This window comes from Halopiger aswanensis, from assembly GCF_003610195.1.
Taxonomy (GTDB): domain Archaea; phylum Halobacteriota; class Halobacteria; order Halobacteriales; family Natrialbaceae; genus Halopiger; species Halopiger aswanensis.
In genome coordinates this window covers 592603-611337 of sequence record NZ_RAPO01000002.1, presented here as the reverse complement: position 1 = coordinate 611337, position 18735 = coordinate 592603, and the positions used below count along the sequence as shown (strand labels likewise).

Genomic DNA, 18735 nt, shown 5'->3' with positions numbered 1-18735 from the left:
GGTACCCGCTACTCCGGCGCGCGAACGAGGTTCGTCAGCGCTTCGGGGTCGGCACCATCGTCCAGTTTCCGGACGTTTTCCGCGACGATATCCGCCAGTCGATCCCAGAGTTTCGGACTGTGGCCCGCGTTGTGCGGCGTGATCGTGACGTTCCCGAGGTTCCAGAGCGGGTGGTCCTCGGGCAGCGGCTCCGGATCCGTCACGTCCAGCGCCGCGCCGTCGAGGTGGCCCTTGCGAAGCGCCGTCACGAGCGCGTCCGTCTCGACGATCGGGCCGCGACCGACGTTCACCAGGTACGCGTCCGGCGGCAGCGTCTCGAGTTCGGCCTCGCCGATCAGCCCCCGCGTCGTCTCGGTCAGCGGCGCGGCGATCAGCAGGTAGTCGGTCCGGGCCAGCGCCTCGTGGAGAGCGTCCGCGTCGAAGCCGATCACCTCGTCCGTCGGCCCGCCCTTCTCGGGCGTATAGCGGACCCCGATCGTCTCGACGCCGAAGGGCTCGAGGCGCTCGGCGATCGCCGTCCCGATCGCGCCGAGGCCGACGACCGTCACCGTCGACCCCTGCAGTTCACCCGCCTGGAAGTGGCGCCACTCCCGTTGGGCCTGACGTTCGTAGCCCGTCCGGAGGTTTCGGGTGTGGGCCAGCACGTACGCCAACACCTGCTCCGCGATGTTGGGCGCGTGAATCCCCGACGCGTTCGTCACCGCGACGCCGCGCTCGGCCAACTCCTCGAGCGGCAGGTGACCGTAGCCGGCCGCGACGCCCGCGAACACTTCGAGGGCGGCTGCTCGCTCGAGCAGGTCGAGATCGATGTCCGTGGAGGTGATTACGCGCGCCTGCTCGGCGAGGTCGCGTTCTTCTCGGGGCGTCGTCGCCAGTTCGATCCGGCGGTCCGGGAGTCGGTCCTCGAGAGCGTCGACGTACTCCCGCGCCGGTATGCCGTGCGTCCCGCGTCGCAGGACGAGAATGTCGATGTCAGTCATCGTCTGAGCGCGGCCGCTGGCGGCCGTCGCCGCGAGGGTTCACGGACTGGGCTATTAAAGGTCGGTACTCGACGGCTACGGATACGGTCTGTACGTTCTGCCCGCATACTGCGATCAGCGCGGTGACAACGGCGAGATAATCTTCCCTCCCCCTGTCTCCTGTCGTTTGACCGAAGCGCGAGCGATGGCGATGACCTACGTTGTGATTCGTGCCGTCCCCCCGCAAGTCGGTGCTATCCGGCGGTGCTCAGACCGTGCCGCTCCGGACGTACGTGACCGGACACGGCGAGGAGAGCAGCACCTTCTGGGCCGTACTGCCGAACACCGCCTTCCCCGTCGGCGAGCGCTTTCGGCCGCCGACGATGACGTTGTCGGCGTCGACATCCTCAGCTAGTTCGATGATCTCCTCGGCGCGGTCGCCGACCGCGGCGCGAATCTCGACGTCGACGCCCGCCTCCTCGAGTCGATCGGAAATCTCGCTGACCGGCTCCGTCTCCCGGGCCAGCGCTTCGGGTGTGAGATCCCGGTTCTCGAGGTCGATACCCATCTTGTCGATGGCCTCGTGGTAGTTGTGGACCTCGTCCTCGTACTCGCTGGTCGAGATGACGTGTGCCAGAACGACGGTCGCACCCGTCGGCTCGGCGACGTCGATCGTCTGCTGGGTCAGTTCGTCGATGCGGTCGCTATCGCTCGGACCGATCGCGAGTAAAATCGTCTCAATCATCGTTTTCCTTTCAGTTCCCGTATTCTTAAACGTACTGGTGACCGGTCAGCAGGATGTCCGAGCAGCCCGCTGCGTGGCACGTTAGCGGGCGTTTTCCTCTTCCTGTCGACCGACGAACGTTTGATACTTCAGGTCGTCGTCGCGAAGCTCCTCGAGGATACGCTCGACGAGGATCTCGTCGGGATCGTGGAGTCCGGAGACCCGCTCGGACAGCTCCTCGAAGCTCTCGAAGGGCTTGCGCTTTCGCTCGTCGAGGATGCTGTTGCGGAGCTTCTTCCCGATGCCCGGCAGCAGATTCAGCTGGTGGAGCCGCAGCGTGATCGGCTGGGCCTCGTTGTAGAAGTCGACGAACCGCTCCTCGTTTTCCTCGACTAAGTCCTGGACCACGTACTCGAGCTCCGACTGGGCGCCCGAGGAGAGGTCCTCGTAGTCGACGCGGTGGGCTTTGGTGACGACCGTGCGTTCTTCCGGCGGCTCGACGACCACCTCGCTGCCGATCGTGAGCCGTTCGTCCTCGTCGAATGCGACCTGATAGAGGCGGAACTCGTCGACCTCGAGCGCATATCCCGCTGGAGACTTCTCGTACTGCGGTCGCCCGTCGTCCGACAGCCCGTGTGCGAGGTAGTCCAACACGACTGCGCGCCGAACGTCCGTCTCGTCGCCGTCGGCTTCGCTCATTATCTCCGAATACGGGTACGCTGTACTTAAAGAGTCGGCCCATGTTCAGGAGCCACCACCGCGGGTGGGTCGCGCGGACCTCCGCCCGTGGCGACCTGCGACCGCGACACTCGCTTCCGGGGCGTCACTGCCGAATGCGCTCTATGGCCGTCGCTGTCGAAACGAACTCCGACACTGCACACCTGCCCGGCAACCGACGCTCGGAAATCGAAGCCCGAAACAGACACCGGCTCAGGCGTACTGCGCCACGACGTTGAGAATCTCGTCGAGTTCGTCCCCCGACAGCGAGTACCGCTGCTGTGCGTAGACCGACCGGAGTTCGTCCCGGTTGCGCGGCAGGAGGTTGGCGATCTTGTAGGCCGTCGGCTCGTCGACCTTCTCGAGGTCCTGCAGGTCGTCGACGAGCTGCTGGGCCTCCTCGGGCTCGAGGACGGCGAATCGGTTGGCGTGTTCGATCGCTCGCGCGAGTTCGTAGGGGAGTTCGCGCTCCTCGTCCAGTGCGCGTTCGGCTTCGATGTCGGCGAGCAGTTCCTTGGTTTCCGAGACGGTGAGGAACTCCTCGTCGACGATCTCTTTGAAGATCGTCATCTTGTTCTGTAGGGCTCAGACCCGGTCTTCGGACCGGTCCTGGGCGCGCATGTGGGCCGCGGTCACGATCAGCGTCTTGTCCTTGCCGCCGTCGTTGATGCGGACCTTGAACGCGTCGCCCTGCTTGCCGACGACTTCGCCGGTGTGTCCGTCGAAGCGCGGGTGGAAGCGACCCTTGTGGACGCTCGGGTCGATCTTGAGGTGGACCTTCTCGCCCTCCTCGTACTGCTGAATCGCGCGCTGGGGCGGCGAGGAGCCGCGGTCTCGCGGATCGTTCGAGAGTTTGCCTCGGGTTCCTTGACGTGGGCCATTAGAGTTCGGCATAGTCGTACGCCCCTCTTACTTGGTGATGGTTATAAAACGCACGTTCCGGGTTCGTCAGCGCCCGCGCGGGCGACCCCCGCGGATTCGACGGACGCGGTTCCCGATGCCGTCACTCACTCGCTCCGTTCGAGCCCCACGATCCGGGCCGCGGGCGGACGAGCCCGAACCAGAACCGGTAGCACAGCGCTCCGATGCCCGTGCCGACGGTGTGACTGTACGTCCTCGAGACGTCGTTCGAAACGTCGTTCGGAAGGAACCGGCGGGAGAAGAGGGTCCAGCACGCTGTCAGCGCCAGCCGTCGTTTCGCCGACCGCCGCAGGCCGAGCGCGTCGATATCGTATGCGTACGTCCAGCCGACGCTCGAGGCGGCGCCGACGAGCGCCCATTCGGGATCCAACCGAACTGAACGGTCGTCGTCATCGCCGTCGTCGGAATCGGCATCGCCCTCGAGCAGACGGAGCTGTCGCGCCGCGATCAGTGCCGTAATCCCGACGACGAAATCGAGCGCGATTCGTTTCCAGGGTCGTCCCATACGTGTTGTTGCATTCACACTACGCGGGAAAAGCGTATCCGGTCGACACCGTCCGAAAGCGGGACACTCTCTGACACGGCGGGCCGACGAAGGACAGACGTAACTGCCGCCCGCGCCTCGTCTCGACCATGACCGACGAGCACGACGGCAGCTCCGAGCCCGACGACCATCGGATCGAAACCCGGTCGATCCACGCCGGGCAGGACCCCGACGAGGAGACCGGCGCGCTGATGACGCCGATCCACGCCAATTCGACGTACAAGCAGGACGCGCCCGGCGAGCACCGCGGCTACGAGTACTCCCGGACCGGCAACCCAACCCGCACCGACCTCGAGCAGAACCTCGCGAGCCTCGAGAACGCCGAGTACGGACGGGCCTTCGCCAGCGGGATGGCCTCCATCAATACGGTCCTGAACCTGCTCGAGGCCGGCGACCACGTCGTGACGGGCAACGACGTCTACGGCGGCACCCACCGCATCTTCACGCAGGTCTACGAGGACTACGACCTCGATTTCAGTTTCGTCGACATGACCGACCTCGAGGCCATCGAGGACGCTTTCCGCGAAGAGACGGAACTGCTCTGGCTCGAGACGCCGACCAATCCGCTGCTGTCGATCGTCGATATCGAAGGCGCGGCCGAGATCGCCCACGAACACGACGCGCTCTGTGCGATCGATAACACCTTCGCGACGCCGTACCTGCAGCGCCCGCTCGACCTGGGCGCGGACATCGTCTCGCACTCGCTGACCAAGTACCTCGGCGGCCACTCCGACGTGGTCGGCGGCGCCCTGCTGACCAACGACGAGGAGTTAGACGAGGAGTTCGGCTTCTACCAGAACGCCGTCGGCGCGACGCCGGGCCCCTTCGAGTCGTTCCTCGTCCTCCGCGGGACGAAGACCCTCCCCGTTCGGATGGATCGCCACTGCGAGAACGCCCGCGCGATCGCGGAGTGGCTCGAGGACCACCCCGACGTCGACCGCGTCTACTACCCCGGTCTCGAGTCCCACCCGGGTCACGAGATCGCACGCGAGCAGATGGACGACTTCGGCGGAATGGTGAGCTTCGAACTCGACGCCACCATGGAGGAAGCCAGCGAGGTCGTCTCGAACACCGAGGTCTTCACGCTCGCGGAGAGCCTGGGCGGCGTCGAGAGCCTGATCGAACAGCCCGCGCCGATGACCCACGCCGCCATCCCCCGCGAGGAACGAATCGAAGCCGGCCTCGAGGACAGCCTCATTCGGGCGAGCGTCGGCATCGAACACGTCGACGACCTGATCGCCGACTTGGAGCAGGCGATCGACGCCGCCCTCGAGTAATCGCGGTTCGACCGGTCGGTTCGCTCTCGAGCGACGATCCTGCAGTTCTTTCCCGTTGTCGACCGAACGGCCGCGTATGACCACCCGAGACGACGAACCCGGCTTGCACGCGCTCCCGATCACGGTCGAGTACGGCGAGCGCGAGGTCACGTTCAACCCCGCGGTCGTCGAAACCGAGCGCGGCCTGGTCCTGATCGACGTCGGCCCCGAGGACAGCATCCGCTACCTCGAGACGCACATCGACAGCCTCGGCTACGACCTCGAGGACGTCTGGCTCGCGCTGATCACGCACCACGACGCCGATCACGCCGGGGGCCTCGACGATCTCCTCGCGCGGACGGACGCGACCGTCGCGACCCACCGCGACGAAGCGCCGTACGTCGCCGGCGAACGGGACCCGATCAAGGGCGACGGCGACGACCGCTACCCGCCCGTCTCGGTCGATCTGGAACTCGTCGAGGGCGTCCGGATTCCGACGCTGGCCGGGCCGATGGAGGTCCTCGAGACGCCCGGTCACACGCCGGGACACACCTCCCTGCACTTCCCCGAGAGCGACCTGCTGCTGGCGGCCGACGCGCTCGTCGTCGACGACGAGACGCTTGCGGGCCCGCGGCCCGAGTTCACGCCCGACATGGACCGCGCGCTCGAGTCCGTCGGGAAGTTGGCCGACCTCGAGGTCGAGCACACCGTCTGTTACCACGGCGGCTACGTGGACGAAGGGAGCGATCGGATCGCGGAAATCGCCGAGCACTCGGCCGACGAATAGTCTCGCAGTCCCGGCCGTCATCGGGAGCCGACGACGTACGTGAGCGCCAGGAAGCCGACTAGAATGACCACCATCGCGGACGGTGACGGCTGTCGGGGGACGGACCTAAAGAGGACGTATCCGCCGCCGATCACGGCGGTTACGACCCCGAGCGCGTAGCTCAGCCCCACGATCTCTACCGTCCGCGTCGGAACGTCCAGCCCGGCATCGTACCCCAGTCCGATCGCCGTGTGCGCCCGGTCGTACGCGATCGCGATCGCGGCCGCAGCGACGAGGACGAACTCGATTCCAACCCCGAGAACCGCGCCGACGGCGAGCAGTCCGAGCAGACCGACCGTCCCGAGTACGACCGGTCCGTCCCGGCCGGCGTACAGTCCGAGTCCCATCGCACCGACGGCGACCGCACCGATGCCGAGGCCGGCCGCCGACGTCGCGGTGAGGACGACGCACAGTCCGCCGGCGATCAGGGACGCGAGCGCCGACAGCCGGGGAACCGAATACTCAGTCATGCGATCGTGCGCGGGTGGGTCCGCAGCCGATTTACGATGTCGTCCGCCGTCCCCCGGCCGATGTCGAGCACGGGAATGCGGGCTGTTCGGAGTCGATCGAGCCGCTCGAGTCGTTCGAGGCCGGCGAGCGCCCTCACGGGATCGTTCCAGTAGGTCGGATCCGGGCTGACGACGAAGAGCGGACGGTTTCGGGCCGACAGCCGCTCGATGATCTCGACGACCCCGTCGTCGGTCAGCGGCGAGACGACGATCACCTGCGTGCCGGGCGCGATCCCGTCGAGAAGGTCGGCGATAGTCGATTCGAGATCGAGCTCCGGTACCTCGCGGTCGGTGTCGGCGACCGAACCGGCGTCGACACGGTGGTTGCCGGGGACGCCTCGCACGAGGGTCTCGTCGAACGATAGCACGCGTTCGAGCCGTTCGCGGTGAACGCGGCCCCGGTCGACCGGGACGCCGGAGACCGACTCGGGTCCGAGGATTTGGATTCCGACGCGGGAACGATCCGCGAGCAGCGTCGCCGCCAGCGTTCCCGCGATCGCGACGGTGCGATCGACCGTCGACCGGCCCGTCGAGTCCGTCCGACGGGCAGCTCGCCTGGCGTCCACCGCCAACGCGAAGGACGGCCGTCGGTCGTCGTGATAGCGTTTGGTCGCGAGGCGGCCGGTCTTTGCGCGATGTCGCCAGTCGATCCGGTTTACCGGGTCGCCGCGTCGGTACTCCCGAAGCGAGTGGAATGCCGTCCCCGATCCGGCCGCCGAAACCGTCGTCGTCCCGGGATACCCCGTCGCTCGAATTGACTCGAGCGACCCTTCGGCGGGCTCGATCGAGGCGAGACACGCGAACTCCCGTTCGGACGCGCCGTCGCTCGAGTCGACGGTCGTCCGCTCGAGCCGTTCCCATCCGCCGGTCCAGTCGCGGTATCGGACGCGGAGGGGGCCGAACCGGTGTCGGCCGCGGCCGGCGCTGACGGTGTACGTAAACGACGTGGACGCCCCCGGACGAAGCGCCGCGACGGCCCGGGGGACGCCGTCGAGAACCGGGACCCCCGGCGGAACGGCGTCGACCAGTCGAACGTCGGGGAGGATCCGAGAGCCGGCGTTCGTAACGGTCACCGTCACGTCGACCTCGTCGCCGTACTCGGGCTCGGGCGGCTCGAACCGGCGTTCGATCTCGAGCGCAGCCGGTGGCGGCGACGCGAACCGAACGAGTACGGCGGCGACGACGGCACACGCACTGGCGAGCAACAGTCCGGGGTTTCGGGCGACGATGCCGAGCGCGAGGAGGCCGAACGCGACGGCGGTCGCCCCGACCCCGTTCCATCGACCGGTTCGCTGCACCAGGACGTCGACGTCATCCCGCTCGGATGGGGCGCGGTCGGACGGGTCCGCCGGTTTCGATCGAACCCCGTCGACCGGGTCCGCGTCCGGGTCGGACCGGTGCAGAGATCGGTCTTCGAACCCGCTCGCTTCGCGGTCGCCGCGATCCGCGGCTCGAGCCGACAGTTCGTCGGCAAACCGGACGACGCGGTGCGAGAACGGCGACGTCCGGGTCAACCACCACCGAAGGTGCTCCCGCAGCGAGTACGGCTCACCCGTACAGAGCGCCCTCGCGTACGGATCGTCCGTCCACGAATCGTCACGGGGCGACGGTCGGCGGTCCGACGTCGACTCGGTCTCGAGAACGGTTCCGGCGAGCTCCGCGAGGTCCGCGGTGATCGCTTCCGGGGAAACGGCCTTCCGTTCGGTCGCCGCTCCGACCGCGACCGATCGGAGCCGTCGGTACCAGTCGTCGCCGGGCGCCGGCGCCGTGCGGTCGCTCGTCGACTCGTCGAGCCACCCGCGACCGTCGACCGATCGGTTCCGGAGTCCGCGACGGAGCCTGAACGCACCGAGTCCGAACGCCAGCACGGCCAGCGCCGCGACGGCGATCATCGGGACGCCGACGTCGGGAACGAGCGTCGGCTCGAGCAGCACGATCACGCCGCCCAGTACGACGAAAAACGCGAGCGCGAGCCCGCGACTACGTCCCGCGGCGTGCTTGCCATCGTGAGACGGTTTCGTCCCGGTCACGCCGAATCACCCTCGCCGACGTTCGACTCGGCAATTCGTGTCAGTAGCGCGGCCGCACGTCGTTCGCGGCGGGGGTCGGCCTCGATCGGGCCGTACTGGACATCACGGAAGAGGCCCGTCAGTTCGCGCACGCTCGTCCGATCGTAGCCGTTTCCGATCGCTCGCCGCTGAATTTCACCGGGCGTTCGCGTTCGCCTGCGCTCCGGATCGGGTACCGTCGACCGAGCGAACAGCAGCCAGGCACGGACGACGTCGTTCGACGGCTCCCGAATTCGATCGCCGCGAGCCAGGCTGGCGACCTCGCAGTCGTCTCCGTCCTCGGTTCCGGTTTCGTCCCCATCTCGGTCGACCGACTCGCCGCGAGTGAAGCGATAACCGATTCCGACGATCCCCGCGAGGACCAGCACTAACGCGGCGACCGCTACCCCGGTGGGCGGATCGGCCGTTCGTTCCGCCGACGCCGCCGTCGAATCGTCGATCGGGAGCGTCCGGAACACGACGGGAACGCCCCCGTCGCCGTCGTCGGCGCTCGAACCGACCGTCCTGCCGTAGTCGGATTCGATCGGTTCTGCGGGGCCGCCGGGCGCGTCGAATCCGCCCTCGAGTTCGATCGCTTCGAACGTCGCGGCGACCGTCGAGGCGGCGAGGAGACAGACGAGCGCGACGGCGAGCGCGACGAACCGATCGTCGATCATGCACCGTGACGTAACGGACCGTCACTAGTGGTGGACGGAACGTTCTCGCTCGCGCGACGATCGAATCGGCCCCGAGCGGTAGCGACGCCGTGAAAACCGCGTGACGCTGATCGGAGAGCGGTTAGGAGGGGACTCATCGGTGTCGACGTGAAGATGTCATTGTGTTAACTTTAAACTTTCCCGTCGCCGAGCGGCGTCGAGGAGCGTCGGTACGGGGTCACTCGCGGACGATCTGCCCCTCGAGGTAGTTTCGCGTCTTGTCGTTGGTCGACTGCGTCCGCTTGCGGAAGGTGACGACGCGGTCCCCGTCCTCGCGCCGGTCGTCCTCTATTTCGATATCCAGTCCCTGTCCGCGGAGGTGCTCGAACAGGACGTCGATCGTGTCCGAACTGGCGCGGACGGTGTGGCGTTCGCCGACGCGGTCGCCGTCGGCGACGGTTTCGACGGTGTCGCGCATCGACAGCAGGATGGCCTCGCCGAGGTCGTGCGCCCGCTCGCGAGCCTGCTCATCGGATTCACCCCACTCGACGGACTGGAACGCCTCGCGGATGAGCCGCCGGAACATGAACGGCTGTCCGTAGTCGAAGGGAAAGGAGAAGGCGTACGCGAGATCGCCCCGGTTCGCCGCCGAGGTCGTGTACTTTAGCTGCACGTCGCCGTCGGGTGATTTCATCACGACCCCTTCGCGACCCCGTTCGTTTAGATCCGCGATGAGCTCGCGCACCTCGTCGGCCGCTTCGTCGACGGCGTAGATTCCGAGCAGCGGCGTCTGCGGGACGTCGAACCGCTCGTAGCGCTCGCGGCGCTCGCGGACCGGCAGGGGCTCGCCGGACTCGCGGTCCCGCCAGTCGAACGCGCGGAAGGCGATCGATTCGACGTCGGGGTAGTCGTGGGCGGTGTAGGGGTTCTCCGGCCCGATCATCTCGCCGCAGACCATCGCCGCCGGATACTCGTCGAACAACGGCTCGAGGTCGACGAGCCGATCGAGAATGCGAGTCGTGAACGGACAGATCATCCCGCTACGGGAGAACGCGAGGACCTCGCCGTCGACGCGGGCGACGCGGACGTTGTAGCCGTTTAGCTTCTCCTCGACGGCGATCTCCTCGCGGTCGCCGAACTGCTCGGGGATCCCCTCCTCGAGGACGAGCGTGCGGGGGACCTTCGGGAACCCGCGGACGACGGTTCCCTCGAGCAGGGTGGTACCGCGCTCGACGCCGCGGCGGTAGTCGGGGACGTGGCGGTACTCCCGGTCCTCGTACGACCGGGTCTCGAGGTGGGGCTCGAGGCTCTCGAAGGCTTCCGCTCCGATCCCGAGCAGCGTGTGGTACTCGGTGCGTTCCTCGCCGTCGGCGTCGGCACCGGTGTCGGTCATGTGTGCGGATACCATTGACAGGGCAAAGAAAGCCGACCATGCCCGCTCCGTCTCGGACCCTGCCCGAGATCGATCGGCGCTGACCCGGCGGAGACTTGCGAACGTCAGGCGTGCGGATTTCCGGCTGGTATCGTTAGTAGCGGGTATGGCTCGACGACAGCCCCAGTCCCGGAACCGAGTGAGCTGCCGCGTCTGCGGCACCGAAAACGACGGCTTCTACACGTACTGTCGCAACTGTCTCGGCACGTTACCCGCAAATCGAGTCTGAGCTGTCGCCGCGCTCGAGCGGACGCTTCGAAACCGTTCTGCGGGTCCCGAAACGGAATTCTCATCGGCGTCCAGCGATAAGCGAGGGGTAATGCGACTCGAACTCCGCGTCTGCCAGCACTGTCTCGACGGCGATCACGACAGCAGCCCGCAGAAGACGGCGCTGCTGCAGGACATGGTCAACTGCGCCGAGCGGATTCAAGAGCACAAAGAGGTCCTCGACCTCGATGCGGTCCACATCCGTCGGGTCCGCGACGACGAACCGGGCAAGCCCGAGGCACTGCCGGTCGTCGCCGCGACGATCCAGAACGATCAGGTCGTCCTGAACGACACGCAACTCGTCGCGGAAGGTCAGGACGGCAACATGCTCCTCTACGTCAACCCGAACGACATTCTGACCGTGCTGGCCGGCAACATCGACGAAATCAGCAAGGTCGTCGACGAGGACGTGACCGTCGACCTCTCGGACGCCGGCGCCGAAATCGTCTCGCAGGCCGATCTCGGCGCGGATCCGGAGCGCCAGCCCGACTACTGACTCGGGGCCCCACCTGAACGGCGTCCCGAACGACTCGAGCCGACGCGCCCGGTCTCATCCCGCGCCCGCTCGCACTTCTCGCCGCTCGCATCGATCGTCGGAACGGAACCCGTCCACCGACGGCAAGACTCGCGTTCGCTGACAGACTGTTAGCTTTAAGCGAAGCGGCAGTGCCGGCGACAGTAACGGATGCAACTTGCATCCCCGCCCTGATGCCTATGACAGAATCCACTACCATGTCGACGGACCCGGTTCGCGTCGAAGTCTTCCTCCGAACGCGGACGCCGCCGGGCGTCGTCGAACGGCTTCGCGACCTCGTCGCGCGAGCGCGCCGGCTGGAAGCGACCGATTCGGTGACCGACGTCCGCGTGACGAACTGGGCGCCGGTCTGCCCCACGCTCGAGGAACTCAGCGACGACGGCCCGTCGGTGGCGCCGACGGTGGCGACGTTCCGCTCGTGGGCCGACCGCGAGGGGTACTCCCTCGAACCCGGGTTCGCACGGCGGGAAACGTCGTCCCGGCTCGAGGACTGCCACGCCGCCGAAATCCAGGTTCCGATCGTCTCCGTGGCCGTCTACGAGGGCGAACGGCTGCAGTGTGTCACGCCTTGCGCCGACGGCGAGCGGACCTACACCGTCGCGGAGTGTCTCGAGGCGCTCGAGAGGGGTGTCGTCGGTCCGCTCGAGAGCGGCCCGCGGGCCTCCCGGGGCGGCCGAGAGCCGTGGATACAGGACGATACGGAACCGGCAGAGTAACGGCGGCGCCGACGTACCGACGGCGGTGGTCCCGCTTGCCGCGGACCGCGAGCCAGTTATTTCCCCGTTCAGCACCAACTCGAGAACGAGATGTCCGCCGATGCGTTTAAACAGCGGTTCGTCCTCGACACGTCGCTGTTCGTCACCGAGGAGATCCGCCGCGAGGACGAATCGCTCGAGGACGCCGTCTGCCGACTGCTCGATCTGATCGCCCACGCGCGGCTCAACCTCGGCATCTCCTGTTACGTGCCGCCGACGATCCACGACGAACTCACGACGATACTCGAGGCCCGCGAGGTCGACGACGAGGTGTACGCGAAACTCAACACCTGGGTCGTGCGGAAACATCCCGACCGGTACGAGGTGTCCATTCCGGCCAACGTCGTCTACAGCTTCGTCGACGAAATGAGCGATCGGGTCGACCGCGGACTCCGCGTTTCCGAGGAGGCGGTCCGACGCGCCGAGGAAACCAACGGCCAGCAGCCACTCGAGGACCACGAGTACAAGACCGAGATCGACGCGGTGATCTCCGATCTGCGGGAGAAGTACCGCAGCGCGATGCGAACCGGCGTGCTCGACTCGCGGGAGGACTTCGACCTGCTGATCCTCGCCCGGGAACTCGAGGCCGGCGTCGTCACCGAAGACAGGGGAATCATCGCCTGGACCGAGGACTTCGGCCTGCGGTACATCCGCGGCCGGGAGTTTCCCGACCTGCTCGAGCAGTACCTCGCGACGGTCGATCCGGAAGAAAAGCGGACGCTGGACTGACGAGCAGCGCTCAGCGACGCGGCCCTTTTGGTAGTTCGGCGCTCACCCCTCGAGCGACCGCTCCGGCGCTTCCGTTCCGCGCCGCCCGGTCCGCGCGAGCAGCGCGAGCGAGCACAGGAAGGCGACGCCGACGCCGACGGCGAGGATGCCGAACGCGACGCGGTAGCCGAACTGGGTGTAGACGACCGTCCCCTCGACGGTATCGCCGGTTCGGTACGCGTCCAGCGCCATCCCCAGAACGGTCGGAAGCACCGTCCCACCGACGAAGCCGGCCGCGTTGACGGTCGCCGTCGCCACGCCGCTCGCGCTCGCGGGGTACCGCTCCTTGATGACCGACAGCGAGAGCATGACGGCACCCAGGAGGAACCCACAGACGAAGTAGACGCCCGCGACGACCGGCAGCGGCGGTCGGCCGAACGCGGGAATGACCGCGAGCGCGACCGCGAAGATCGCGAGACCGGCTGACAGCAACGCCAGCCGGCGCTCGAGGCGATCCGAGAGCCAACCGACGGCCGGCGAGCCGACCAACATCCCGATCGAGCCGAGCAGCGTGAAGTACGACGCGGTCGTCACGTCGAGGCCGTAGACGACGACCAGATACGGGACGCCCCAGAGGCCGATCAGCGTCAGCACCGTGCCGTTGCCCGCGAAGAAGGCGATCGATAGGAGCCACTGGTCGCCGTCTCGCAGGAGCGTCCGGAGGTGCTCGCGCGTTTCCGCAAGCGACGTCGTCGCGCGCTCGGGGACGCCCGCGATCGGCTCGAGGTCGGCAGCTGCCGGCGAGTCGTGGGCCAGGGCGGCGACCGCGACGGCTGCGAGGAGGCCGACCACGCCCAGACTCAGGACGGTCGGTCGCCAGCCGGCCGCATCGACGGCGACGGCGAGCGGCGTCGTCGCGAGGATCGCCCCGAGCCCGGCGACGCCGGCGGTCAGGCCGGTCATGGTCGCGAACTCGTCAGCCCGGTACCAGTTCGCGCAAAAGCGGAGGATCGAGACGAAGATGGCGCCGCTCCCGAAGCCGATGAGCGCGCGTGCGGCGAACGCGACGACGTAGCTCTCGCTTAGGGCGAAGGCGATCGCGCCGACGCTCAGAACGATCCCGCCGATCGAACCGATCCGTCGCGGCCCGATTCGATCGACGAGGACGCCGACCGGAATCTGGACGACGGCGTAGATGAGGAAAAAGGCGGCGTGTAACGTTCCCAACTGCGAGGCCGACGTTCCGAAGGCAGCGGTCAGTCGCTCCGATAGCACTGCCGTCGAGAGCCGGTGCAGGTTGACCAGCAGGAAGACCGTCGCCAGTGCCCCCCACGCGACCCAGCGACGTTTCGCGGGATCCGACAGTACGGTCACAGGCGGTCATTCCCCGTTCGGTACGGTAAGCGTTGTGATACGTTCGAAACCCGCGGCACTCCAGCTACGGGATCGTCTCGGTTTCGAACTGAAGAACGGTGAAAATCGCTCGAGAACGCTCGAGAGCGGCCGTCGACGCTTAGATGCGGCCGACGTTGTCGACTTCGACGCTCTCGACGCCCTCGACCTCGGAGAAGTTCTCCTCGACGGTCTCCGTGCCGCCCGCGCCGTCCGGGACGATCACGGTGGGGTAGAGTGCGGTGAGGCCGAACGCGACTTCCTCGCGCTCGACGCCGTTAATCTTCGCGCCCTCGGGGAGGGAACTCTCGAGGCGCTCCTGGAGCGCGTCGAGGTCGATCTCGGGGCTGTTCGGCATGACCTTGATTTTGGCGGCTACTTTACCCATGGCGGTAGTGTTATGGTCCGGTGAACCCGCAGTCGGGGCACTCGTAGAGGTTGCTCTGCTTGCGACACTTGGCGCAGCGGTAGATCTGCTGGCCGCACTCGGGGCACTTGAACGCTGCGGCGTTCGTCCCCGCGATGTTGAGCCCGCAGGAGACACACGAGCGCGTCTCGCGGTCGTCGGTCGTACTCATACCCGTCCTTTCCCGCCCGCCGTTTTTAACGGTTGTCTTTCGAGGGCTCGCGCGTGCGACTCGGTCTCGAGGACTCGAGGACTTCGACTCGAGGGCTCGGCTCGAGAGCGACGGCAACCGTTTCCCGCGAGGACGGATCACCACCGGTTGCGGACCGGATTTTCTGGCTCGGAAAACGCGCTGACGGGTATTTTACCGATCGGCCGGTACGAACGTGTGCGGCCCGATACTGGTGAACTGCCCGAACGCCGGTGGGCCGTGCCTCTGACACCGCGGTCGGCAACATTCAAACCGGCCGCACTCCTACTTCCGGTGAATGCGCCTCGACGAGTACATCGAGGACTTAGAGCCCGACGAGGAGGCCCAGCGTCGCCGCCTCGCCAAGGAGAAGTCCTACGAGATCACCGACCACCTCGAGGAGTTCGAGCAGCGGTTCGACGACGCGCTCAGCGGCGACACGCTCGTCGGCTCGACCTCGCCCTCGATCTTCGTCGGGCGGTCGAACTACCCGGATATCCCCGTCGGCCTGCTCTCGCCCGTCGGCGACGAGGACGACGCCGAGGACTACGTCACCGACGGCGAGTGGTACCAACAGGGATACGCGATCAACGACGTGCTCCAGCGCCGGACGGGGCTGTTGAATTCGAACAAGCGCGCGAACGTCGACTCGCCCTCGATCGCGAGCCGGCTCACGCCGAACGTCCACGACGCCTGGAACGGCTTCGTCGGCGTCCAGCGCGAGGTCGCGATCGCGGACCGGCCGGTCGACTTAGAGATCGGGCTCGACGATACGCCGGACCTCGGTCTCGACGCAGGGACGGACGTCGCGACGCCCCGCGGCCCGCGCGCGAACGCCCGCAACGCCGAGCTCCGGGAGAATCCCTACGTGCCGAAGCCGGTCAAGAAGACCTTAGAGGACGACGACTGGCAGGCTCAGGGCGCGATGACCTACCTCTACCGGCGCGGGTTCGACGTCTACGAGATCAACTCGATCCTGTCGGCCGGCGCCCTGGGCGAGGCCGAACAGCGTCGGCTCGTCCCGACGCGGTGGTCGATCACGGCCGTCGACGACACCGTCGGCCAGTTCCTTCGCGGGCGCATCCGCAACGCGCCGAGCATCGACGAGGTACAGGTCTGGGCCAACGAGTACATGGGCAACCGCTACTGGGTCGTCCTCGCGCCCGGCAACTGGGAGTTCGAACTCGTCGAGATGAAGGCGCCCGGCAGCATCTGGAACCCCGATCCCGAGGGCAACACGTGGATGGCCAGCGCCTCGGAGGGGTACGAGGGTCGCTCGAGCTACGTCGAGGAGACTGCGGGCGCCTACTACGCCGCTCGGTTGGGCGTCCTCGAGCACCTCGAGTCGATCGGCCGCCAGGCGAAGTGTCTCGTGCTCCGGGAGGTGTCGGACGACTACTGGGCGCCGGTCGGCGTCTGGCAGGTCCGCGAGAGCGTCCGCAACGCTTTCGACGGGGAGTACGGGGAGGCCGAAACGTTCCACGGCGCGGTCGCCGAAATCGCTACCCAACTGCCGGTTTCCCGCCAGCGACTCCGCCGCAAGTCGGAACTCGCGGCCGGGCTGCAGGCGAACCTCAGCGCGTTCTCGAGTATCGAGTGACGAGCCTCGAGTGACGAGCCTCAGGTGACCAGCATCGAGTACCGAGACCGATCGTCGGCAGCGCTCCGCGGACTGGGATCTATTGTACTTGAAAAACGGTAGACGAGAATCAGTCGCCGTTAGGCGACGAGAACTGCGTCGTCGTTAGAAGCGAGTGACGTTCGTCGCTCGCGGGCCCTTGGGAGCCTGTTCGATGTCGAATTCGAGTTCCTGTCCTTCCTCGAGGTCGTCGCCGCCAACGTCTTCCATGTGGAAGAACACGTCGTCGTCCGCGTCCTCAGTCGAGATGAAACCGTAACCGCCCGTGTCGTTGAAGAAATCAACAGTACCAGTTGCCATTACAACCAGAGAGAGGGGTGAGACGAGTATAAGGGTTCCGCGAGTCGTGGTATCACGACCGCCTGACGCGGCCTGTTGCCGCCTGACACAGCAGACTGCGGCTCCGTCGTCAGTCGTCTTCCGGTTCGAGATCCGGCTCGAGGTCGAAGTCGTCCACGTCTTCTCGCTCCAACTTCTCGAGGAACTGCGCGGCATCCTGCTCGACGTACCCCGTCAGGACGGCGATGACGGCGATCACGAGCAGCGGGACGCCCACGAGCAAGACGAGCATGCCGATCACGCCGAGGAGATTCGGCGTCAGGAGTGCCAGCGCGAGGGCGGCGACAGGGTCGAACGCCATACCCGTATGGAGGCGATCGGGCGGCTTAGTCGCTAGGGTTTCGATCCCTTATCGGATTGACCCGTCGCCGTCCGTGAATTTGAGCGGTGTCCCCGTGGCTCTCGGTACCGGACTGCATGCTCTTGGGTAATACATCGTCGTATTTTTATTCACCAAGTGCATATCGCCACCGATGGCACTCGACTTTACACCGACGACGATCGACGACCTCGATCCGGATCGGCGCCCCTCGTTCCGGCTGGCGCTCGTTCCGGTGCTCGCGGTCGTCCTCTTTCTGGGGATCGGCTCGGCCGTGCTCGGCCTCGCCCCCCACGGACCGCTGCTCTGGAGCATCGTTGCGACGGGCGCGTTCGGCCGCTACCTCGGCTACACCTGGGACGACCTCTCCGAGGGGATCACGAACGGGCTGGTGATGGGGATGCAAGCGCTGCTGATCATCTTCACCATCTACGCCCTGATCGCGACCTGGGTCGACGCCGGCACGATCCCGGCGATGATGTACTACGGCCTCGAGTTGCTCTCGCCGCAGGTGTTCCTGCCCGCGGCGGCGATCCTGGCGGCCGTCGTCGCGTTCTCGATCGGCTCCTCGTGGACGACGGTCGGAACGCTCGGCGTCGCGTTCGTCGGCATCGGCGCCGGACTCGGCGTTCCCGCCCCGATGACCGTCGGCGCGGTCATTTCGGGCGCCTACGCGGGGGACAAGCAGTCCCCGCTCTCGGACACGACGAACCTCGCAGCCGGTGTAACGAACACGCCGCTGTACGACCACATCTACCGCATGCGGACGGGGACCGTGATCGCCTTCGGCCTCTCGGTGCTCGGCTTCGCCGCGCTCGGCCTCCAGTTCGGCGGCGCCGTGCCGGCCGATCAGATCGCGGAGATTCAGACCGCGCTCGCGGACACGTACTCGCTGTCCGTGCTCGCGTTCGTGCCGCTCGTGGTCACGTTCGGCCTCGCGCTCCGGGGCTACCCGGCGCTGCCGACGCTCGTCGCCGGCGTCTTCGCGGGCATTATCACCACGATCCTCGTCCAGGGAACGGGCTTCGTCCCCGCCTGGGAAGTCTTCATGGGCGGCACCGCACCCGAGACGGGGTCGGAGCTCGTGGACGACCTGCTCGCCACCGGCGGGCTCACCGGCTCGGCCTGGACGATCACCGTCGTCGTCGCGGCGCTGGCGCTGGGCGGTCTGCTCGAGCGCATCGGCGTCCTCGCGGTGCTCGCGCACCGGCTCTCGCAGGGCGTCCGAAGTTCGGGCAGTCTGATCGCCGGCACCGGCGTCTCCGCGATCGTCATCAACGCATTGACCGCCCAGCAGTACATGAGCATCGTCCTGCCGGGCGTGACGCTGCGGAACCTCTACGACGAGTTCGGACTCGACAGCGAGGAACTGTCCCGCGCCGTCGAGGCCGCCGGGACGCCGACCGGTGCGCTCCTGCCGTGGCACGCCGGCGGCGTCTTCATGGCCGGCGCAACCGGCGTTCCCACGCTCGAGTACGCGCCGTTCTACCTGTTCGGCTTCCTCTCGCCGCTGGTGCTATTTGCCATGGCGTTGTCCGGGTTCGGCATTCCGACGACGAGTCGGACCGAGCGCGTGCAACACGCCGACTGATC

The 18735-nt window shown here is 67.0% G+C and carries 23 protein-coding genes; 8 read left to right on the top strand and 15 right to left on the bottom strand.

The window, feature by feature from the left end; translation table 11 throughout:
• Positions 1–8: 8 nt before the first annotated feature.
• The 6 genes from ATJ93_RS10135 to ATJ93_RS10110 form a co-directional block, all read right to left on the bottom strand.
• Positions 9–980: a D-2-hydroxyacid dehydrogenase gene (locus tag ATJ93_RS10135; RefSeq protein ID WP_120244531.1), complete on the bottom strand. Its 972-nt coding sequence runs from the start codon at positions 978–980 to the stop codon at positions 9–11.
• Positions 981–1227: 247 nt separating this feature from the next.
• Positions 1228–1704, bottom strand: a complete 477-nt coding sequence (locus ATJ93_RS10130; RefSeq protein WP_120244530.1) for a universal stress protein — start codon at positions 1702–1704, stop codon at positions 1228–1230.
• 81 nt (positions 1705–1785) lie between these two features.
• A complete protein-coding gene (locus ATJ93_RS10125) occupies positions 1786–2382 on the bottom strand; it encodes a DUF655 domain-containing protein (RefSeq protein WP_120244529.1) in 597 nt (198 codons plus the stop codon).
• 231 nt (positions 2383–2613) lie between these two features.
• Positions 2614–2970: an RNA polymerase Rpb4 family protein gene (locus ATJ93_RS10120; protein ID WP_013881564.1), complete on the bottom strand. Its 357-nt coding sequence runs from the start codon at positions 2968–2970 to the stop codon at positions 2614–2616.
• Between the two features lie 15 nt (positions 2971–2985).
• Positions 2986–3294: a 50S ribosomal protein L21e gene (locus ATJ93_RS10115; RefSeq protein ID WP_120244528.1), complete on the bottom strand. Its 309-nt coding sequence runs from the start codon at positions 3292–3294 to the stop codon at positions 2986–2988.
• Between the two features lie 109 nt (positions 3295–3403).
• Complete coding sequence (locus ATJ93_RS10110) at positions 3404–3826, bottom strand: hypothetical protein (protein WP_120244527.1); 423 nt, start codon at positions 3824–3826, stop codon at positions 3404–3406.
• Positions 3827–3954: 128 nt separating this feature from the next.
• Here ATJ93_RS10110 and ATJ93_RS10105 point away from each other — a divergent pair, with 128 nt between their 5' ends.
• Positions 3955–5142 carry a cystathionine gamma-synthase gene (locus ATJ93_RS10105; protein WP_120244526.1) on the top strand — a complete coding sequence of 396 codons (1188 nt, stop codon included), beginning with the start codon at positions 3955–3957 and terminating at the stop codon, positions 5140–5142.
• Between the two features lie 76 nt (positions 5143–5218).
• Positions 5219–5908, top strand: a complete 690-nt coding sequence (locus ATJ93_RS10100) for an MBL fold metallo-hydrolase (RefSeq protein WP_120244525.1) — start codon at positions 5219–5221, stop codon at positions 5906–5908.
• Between the two features lie 17 nt (positions 5909–5925).
• Here the strand turns inward: ATJ93_RS10100 and ATJ93_RS10095 are convergent, their stop codons facing one another.
• The 4 genes from ATJ93_RS10095 to ATJ93_RS10080 form a co-directional block, all read right to left on the bottom strand.
• On the bottom strand, positions 5926–6417 hold the full coding sequence (locus tag ATJ93_RS10095; protein ID WP_120244524.1) for a DUF7519 family protein: 492 nt from the start codon (positions 6415–6417) through the stop codon (positions 5926–5928).
• The gene (locus tag ATJ93_RS10090) at positions 6414–8486 is read right to left on the bottom strand and encodes a DUF58 domain-containing protein (protein WP_120244523.1); all 2073 of its coding nucleotides are present in this window, start codon (positions 8484–8486) and stop codon (positions 6414–6416) included. Before ATJ93_RS10090 ends, ATJ93_RS10095 begins: the two co-directional genes overlap by 4 nt.
• Positions 8483–9181, bottom strand: coding sequence for a DUF4129 domain-containing protein (locus ATJ93_RS10085; RefSeq protein WP_120244522.1), 699 nt, complete (start codon positions 9179–9181; stop codon positions 8483–8485). The genes ATJ93_RS10090 and ATJ93_RS10085 overlap by 4 nt, the downstream gene beginning before the upstream one ends.
• 217 nt (positions 9182–9398) lie before the next feature.
• Positions 9399–10553 (bottom strand): RNA ligase, encoded by a 1155-nt coding sequence (locus tag ATJ93_RS10080; RefSeq protein ID WP_120244521.1) that lies wholly within the window; start codon positions 10551–10553, stop codon positions 9399–9401.
• Here ATJ93_RS10080 and ATJ93_RS24670 point away from each other — a divergent pair.
• The 4 genes from ATJ93_RS24670 to ATJ93_RS10065 all read left to right on the top strand — a co-directional run bounded on the left by ATJ93_RS24670 (position 10552) and on the right by ATJ93_RS10065 (position 12878).
• Positions 10552–10821: a DUF7577 domain-containing protein gene (locus tag ATJ93_RS24670; RefSeq protein WP_449405096.1), complete on the top strand. Its 270-nt coding sequence runs from the start codon at positions 10552–10554 to the stop codon at positions 10819–10821. The two genes, ATJ93_RS10080 and ATJ93_RS24670, sit on opposite strands and share 2 nt — an antisense overlap.
• Positions 10822–10911: 90 nt before the next feature.
• Positions 10912–11355, top strand: coding sequence for a hypothetical protein (locus tag ATJ93_RS10075; protein ID WP_120244520.1), 444 nt, complete (start codon positions 10912–10914; stop codon positions 11353–11355).
• 218 nt (positions 11356–11573) lie between these two features.
• On the top strand, positions 11574–12110 hold the full coding sequence (locus ATJ93_RS10070) for an HTH domain-containing protein (RefSeq protein ID WP_147376640.1): 537 nt from the start codon (positions 11574–11576) through the stop codon (positions 12108–12110).
• A gap of 90 nt (positions 12111–12200) precedes the next feature.
• Complete coding sequence (locus ATJ93_RS10065) at positions 12201–12878, top strand: RNA ligase partner protein (RefSeq protein WP_120244518.1); 678 nt, start codon at positions 12201–12203, stop codon at positions 12876–12878.
• Between the two features lie 42 nt (positions 12879–12920).
• Here ATJ93_RS10065 and ATJ93_RS10060 read toward each other — a convergent pair whose 3' ends face one another.
• From ATJ93_RS10060 to ATJ93_RS10050, 3 genes are all read right to left on the bottom strand, one after another.
• Positions 12921–14231, bottom strand: coding sequence for an MFS transporter (locus tag ATJ93_RS10060; RefSeq protein ID WP_120244517.1), 1311 nt, complete (start codon positions 14229–14231; stop codon positions 12921–12923).
• A 139-nt stretch (positions 14232–14370) separates the two neighbouring features.
• Positions 14371–14637, bottom strand: coding sequence for an elongation factor 1-beta (locus ATJ93_RS10055; RefSeq protein WP_120244516.1), 267 nt, complete (start codon positions 14635–14637; stop codon positions 14371–14373).
• A gap of 10 nt (positions 14638–14647) precedes the next feature.
• A complete protein-coding gene (locus ATJ93_RS10050) occupies positions 14648–14827 on the bottom strand; it encodes an HVO_2753 family zinc finger protein (protein ID WP_013881574.1) in 180 nt (59 codons plus the stop codon).
• 316 nt (positions 14828–15143) lie between these two features.
• On the opposite strand from ATJ93_RS10050, the gene nreA reads away from it, so the two are divergent.
• Positions 15144–16445 (top strand): DNA repair protein NreA, encoded by a 1302-nt coding sequence (nreA, locus tag ATJ93_RS10045; protein ID WP_120244515.1) that lies wholly within the window; start codon positions 15144–15146, stop codon positions 16443–16445.
• Between the two features lie 144 nt (positions 16446–16589).
• On the opposite strand, the gene ATJ93_RS10040 is transcribed toward nreA, so the two are convergent.
• Both ATJ93_RS10040 and ATJ93_RS10035 read right to left on the bottom strand, forming a co-directional pair.
• Positions 16590–16784, bottom strand: a complete 195-nt coding sequence (locus ATJ93_RS10040; RefSeq protein ID WP_120244514.1) for a cold-shock protein — start codon at positions 16782–16784, stop codon at positions 16590–16592.
• 109 nt (positions 16785–16893) lie between these two features.
• On the bottom strand, positions 16894–17124 hold the full coding sequence (locus tag ATJ93_RS10035; protein WP_120244513.1) for a hypothetical protein: 231 nt from the start codon (positions 17122–17124) through the stop codon (positions 16894–16896).
• A gap of 172 nt (positions 17125–17296) precedes the next feature.
• Between ATJ93_RS10035 and arcD the strand changes: the two genes are divergently transcribed.
• Positions 17297–18733 carry an arginine/ornithine antiporter ArcD gene (gene arcD, locus ATJ93_RS10030; protein WP_120244512.1) on the top strand — a complete coding sequence of 479 codons (1437 nt, stop codon included), beginning with the start codon at positions 17297–17299 and terminating at the stop codon, positions 18731–18733.
• Positions 18734–18735 lie beyond the last annotated feature (2 nt).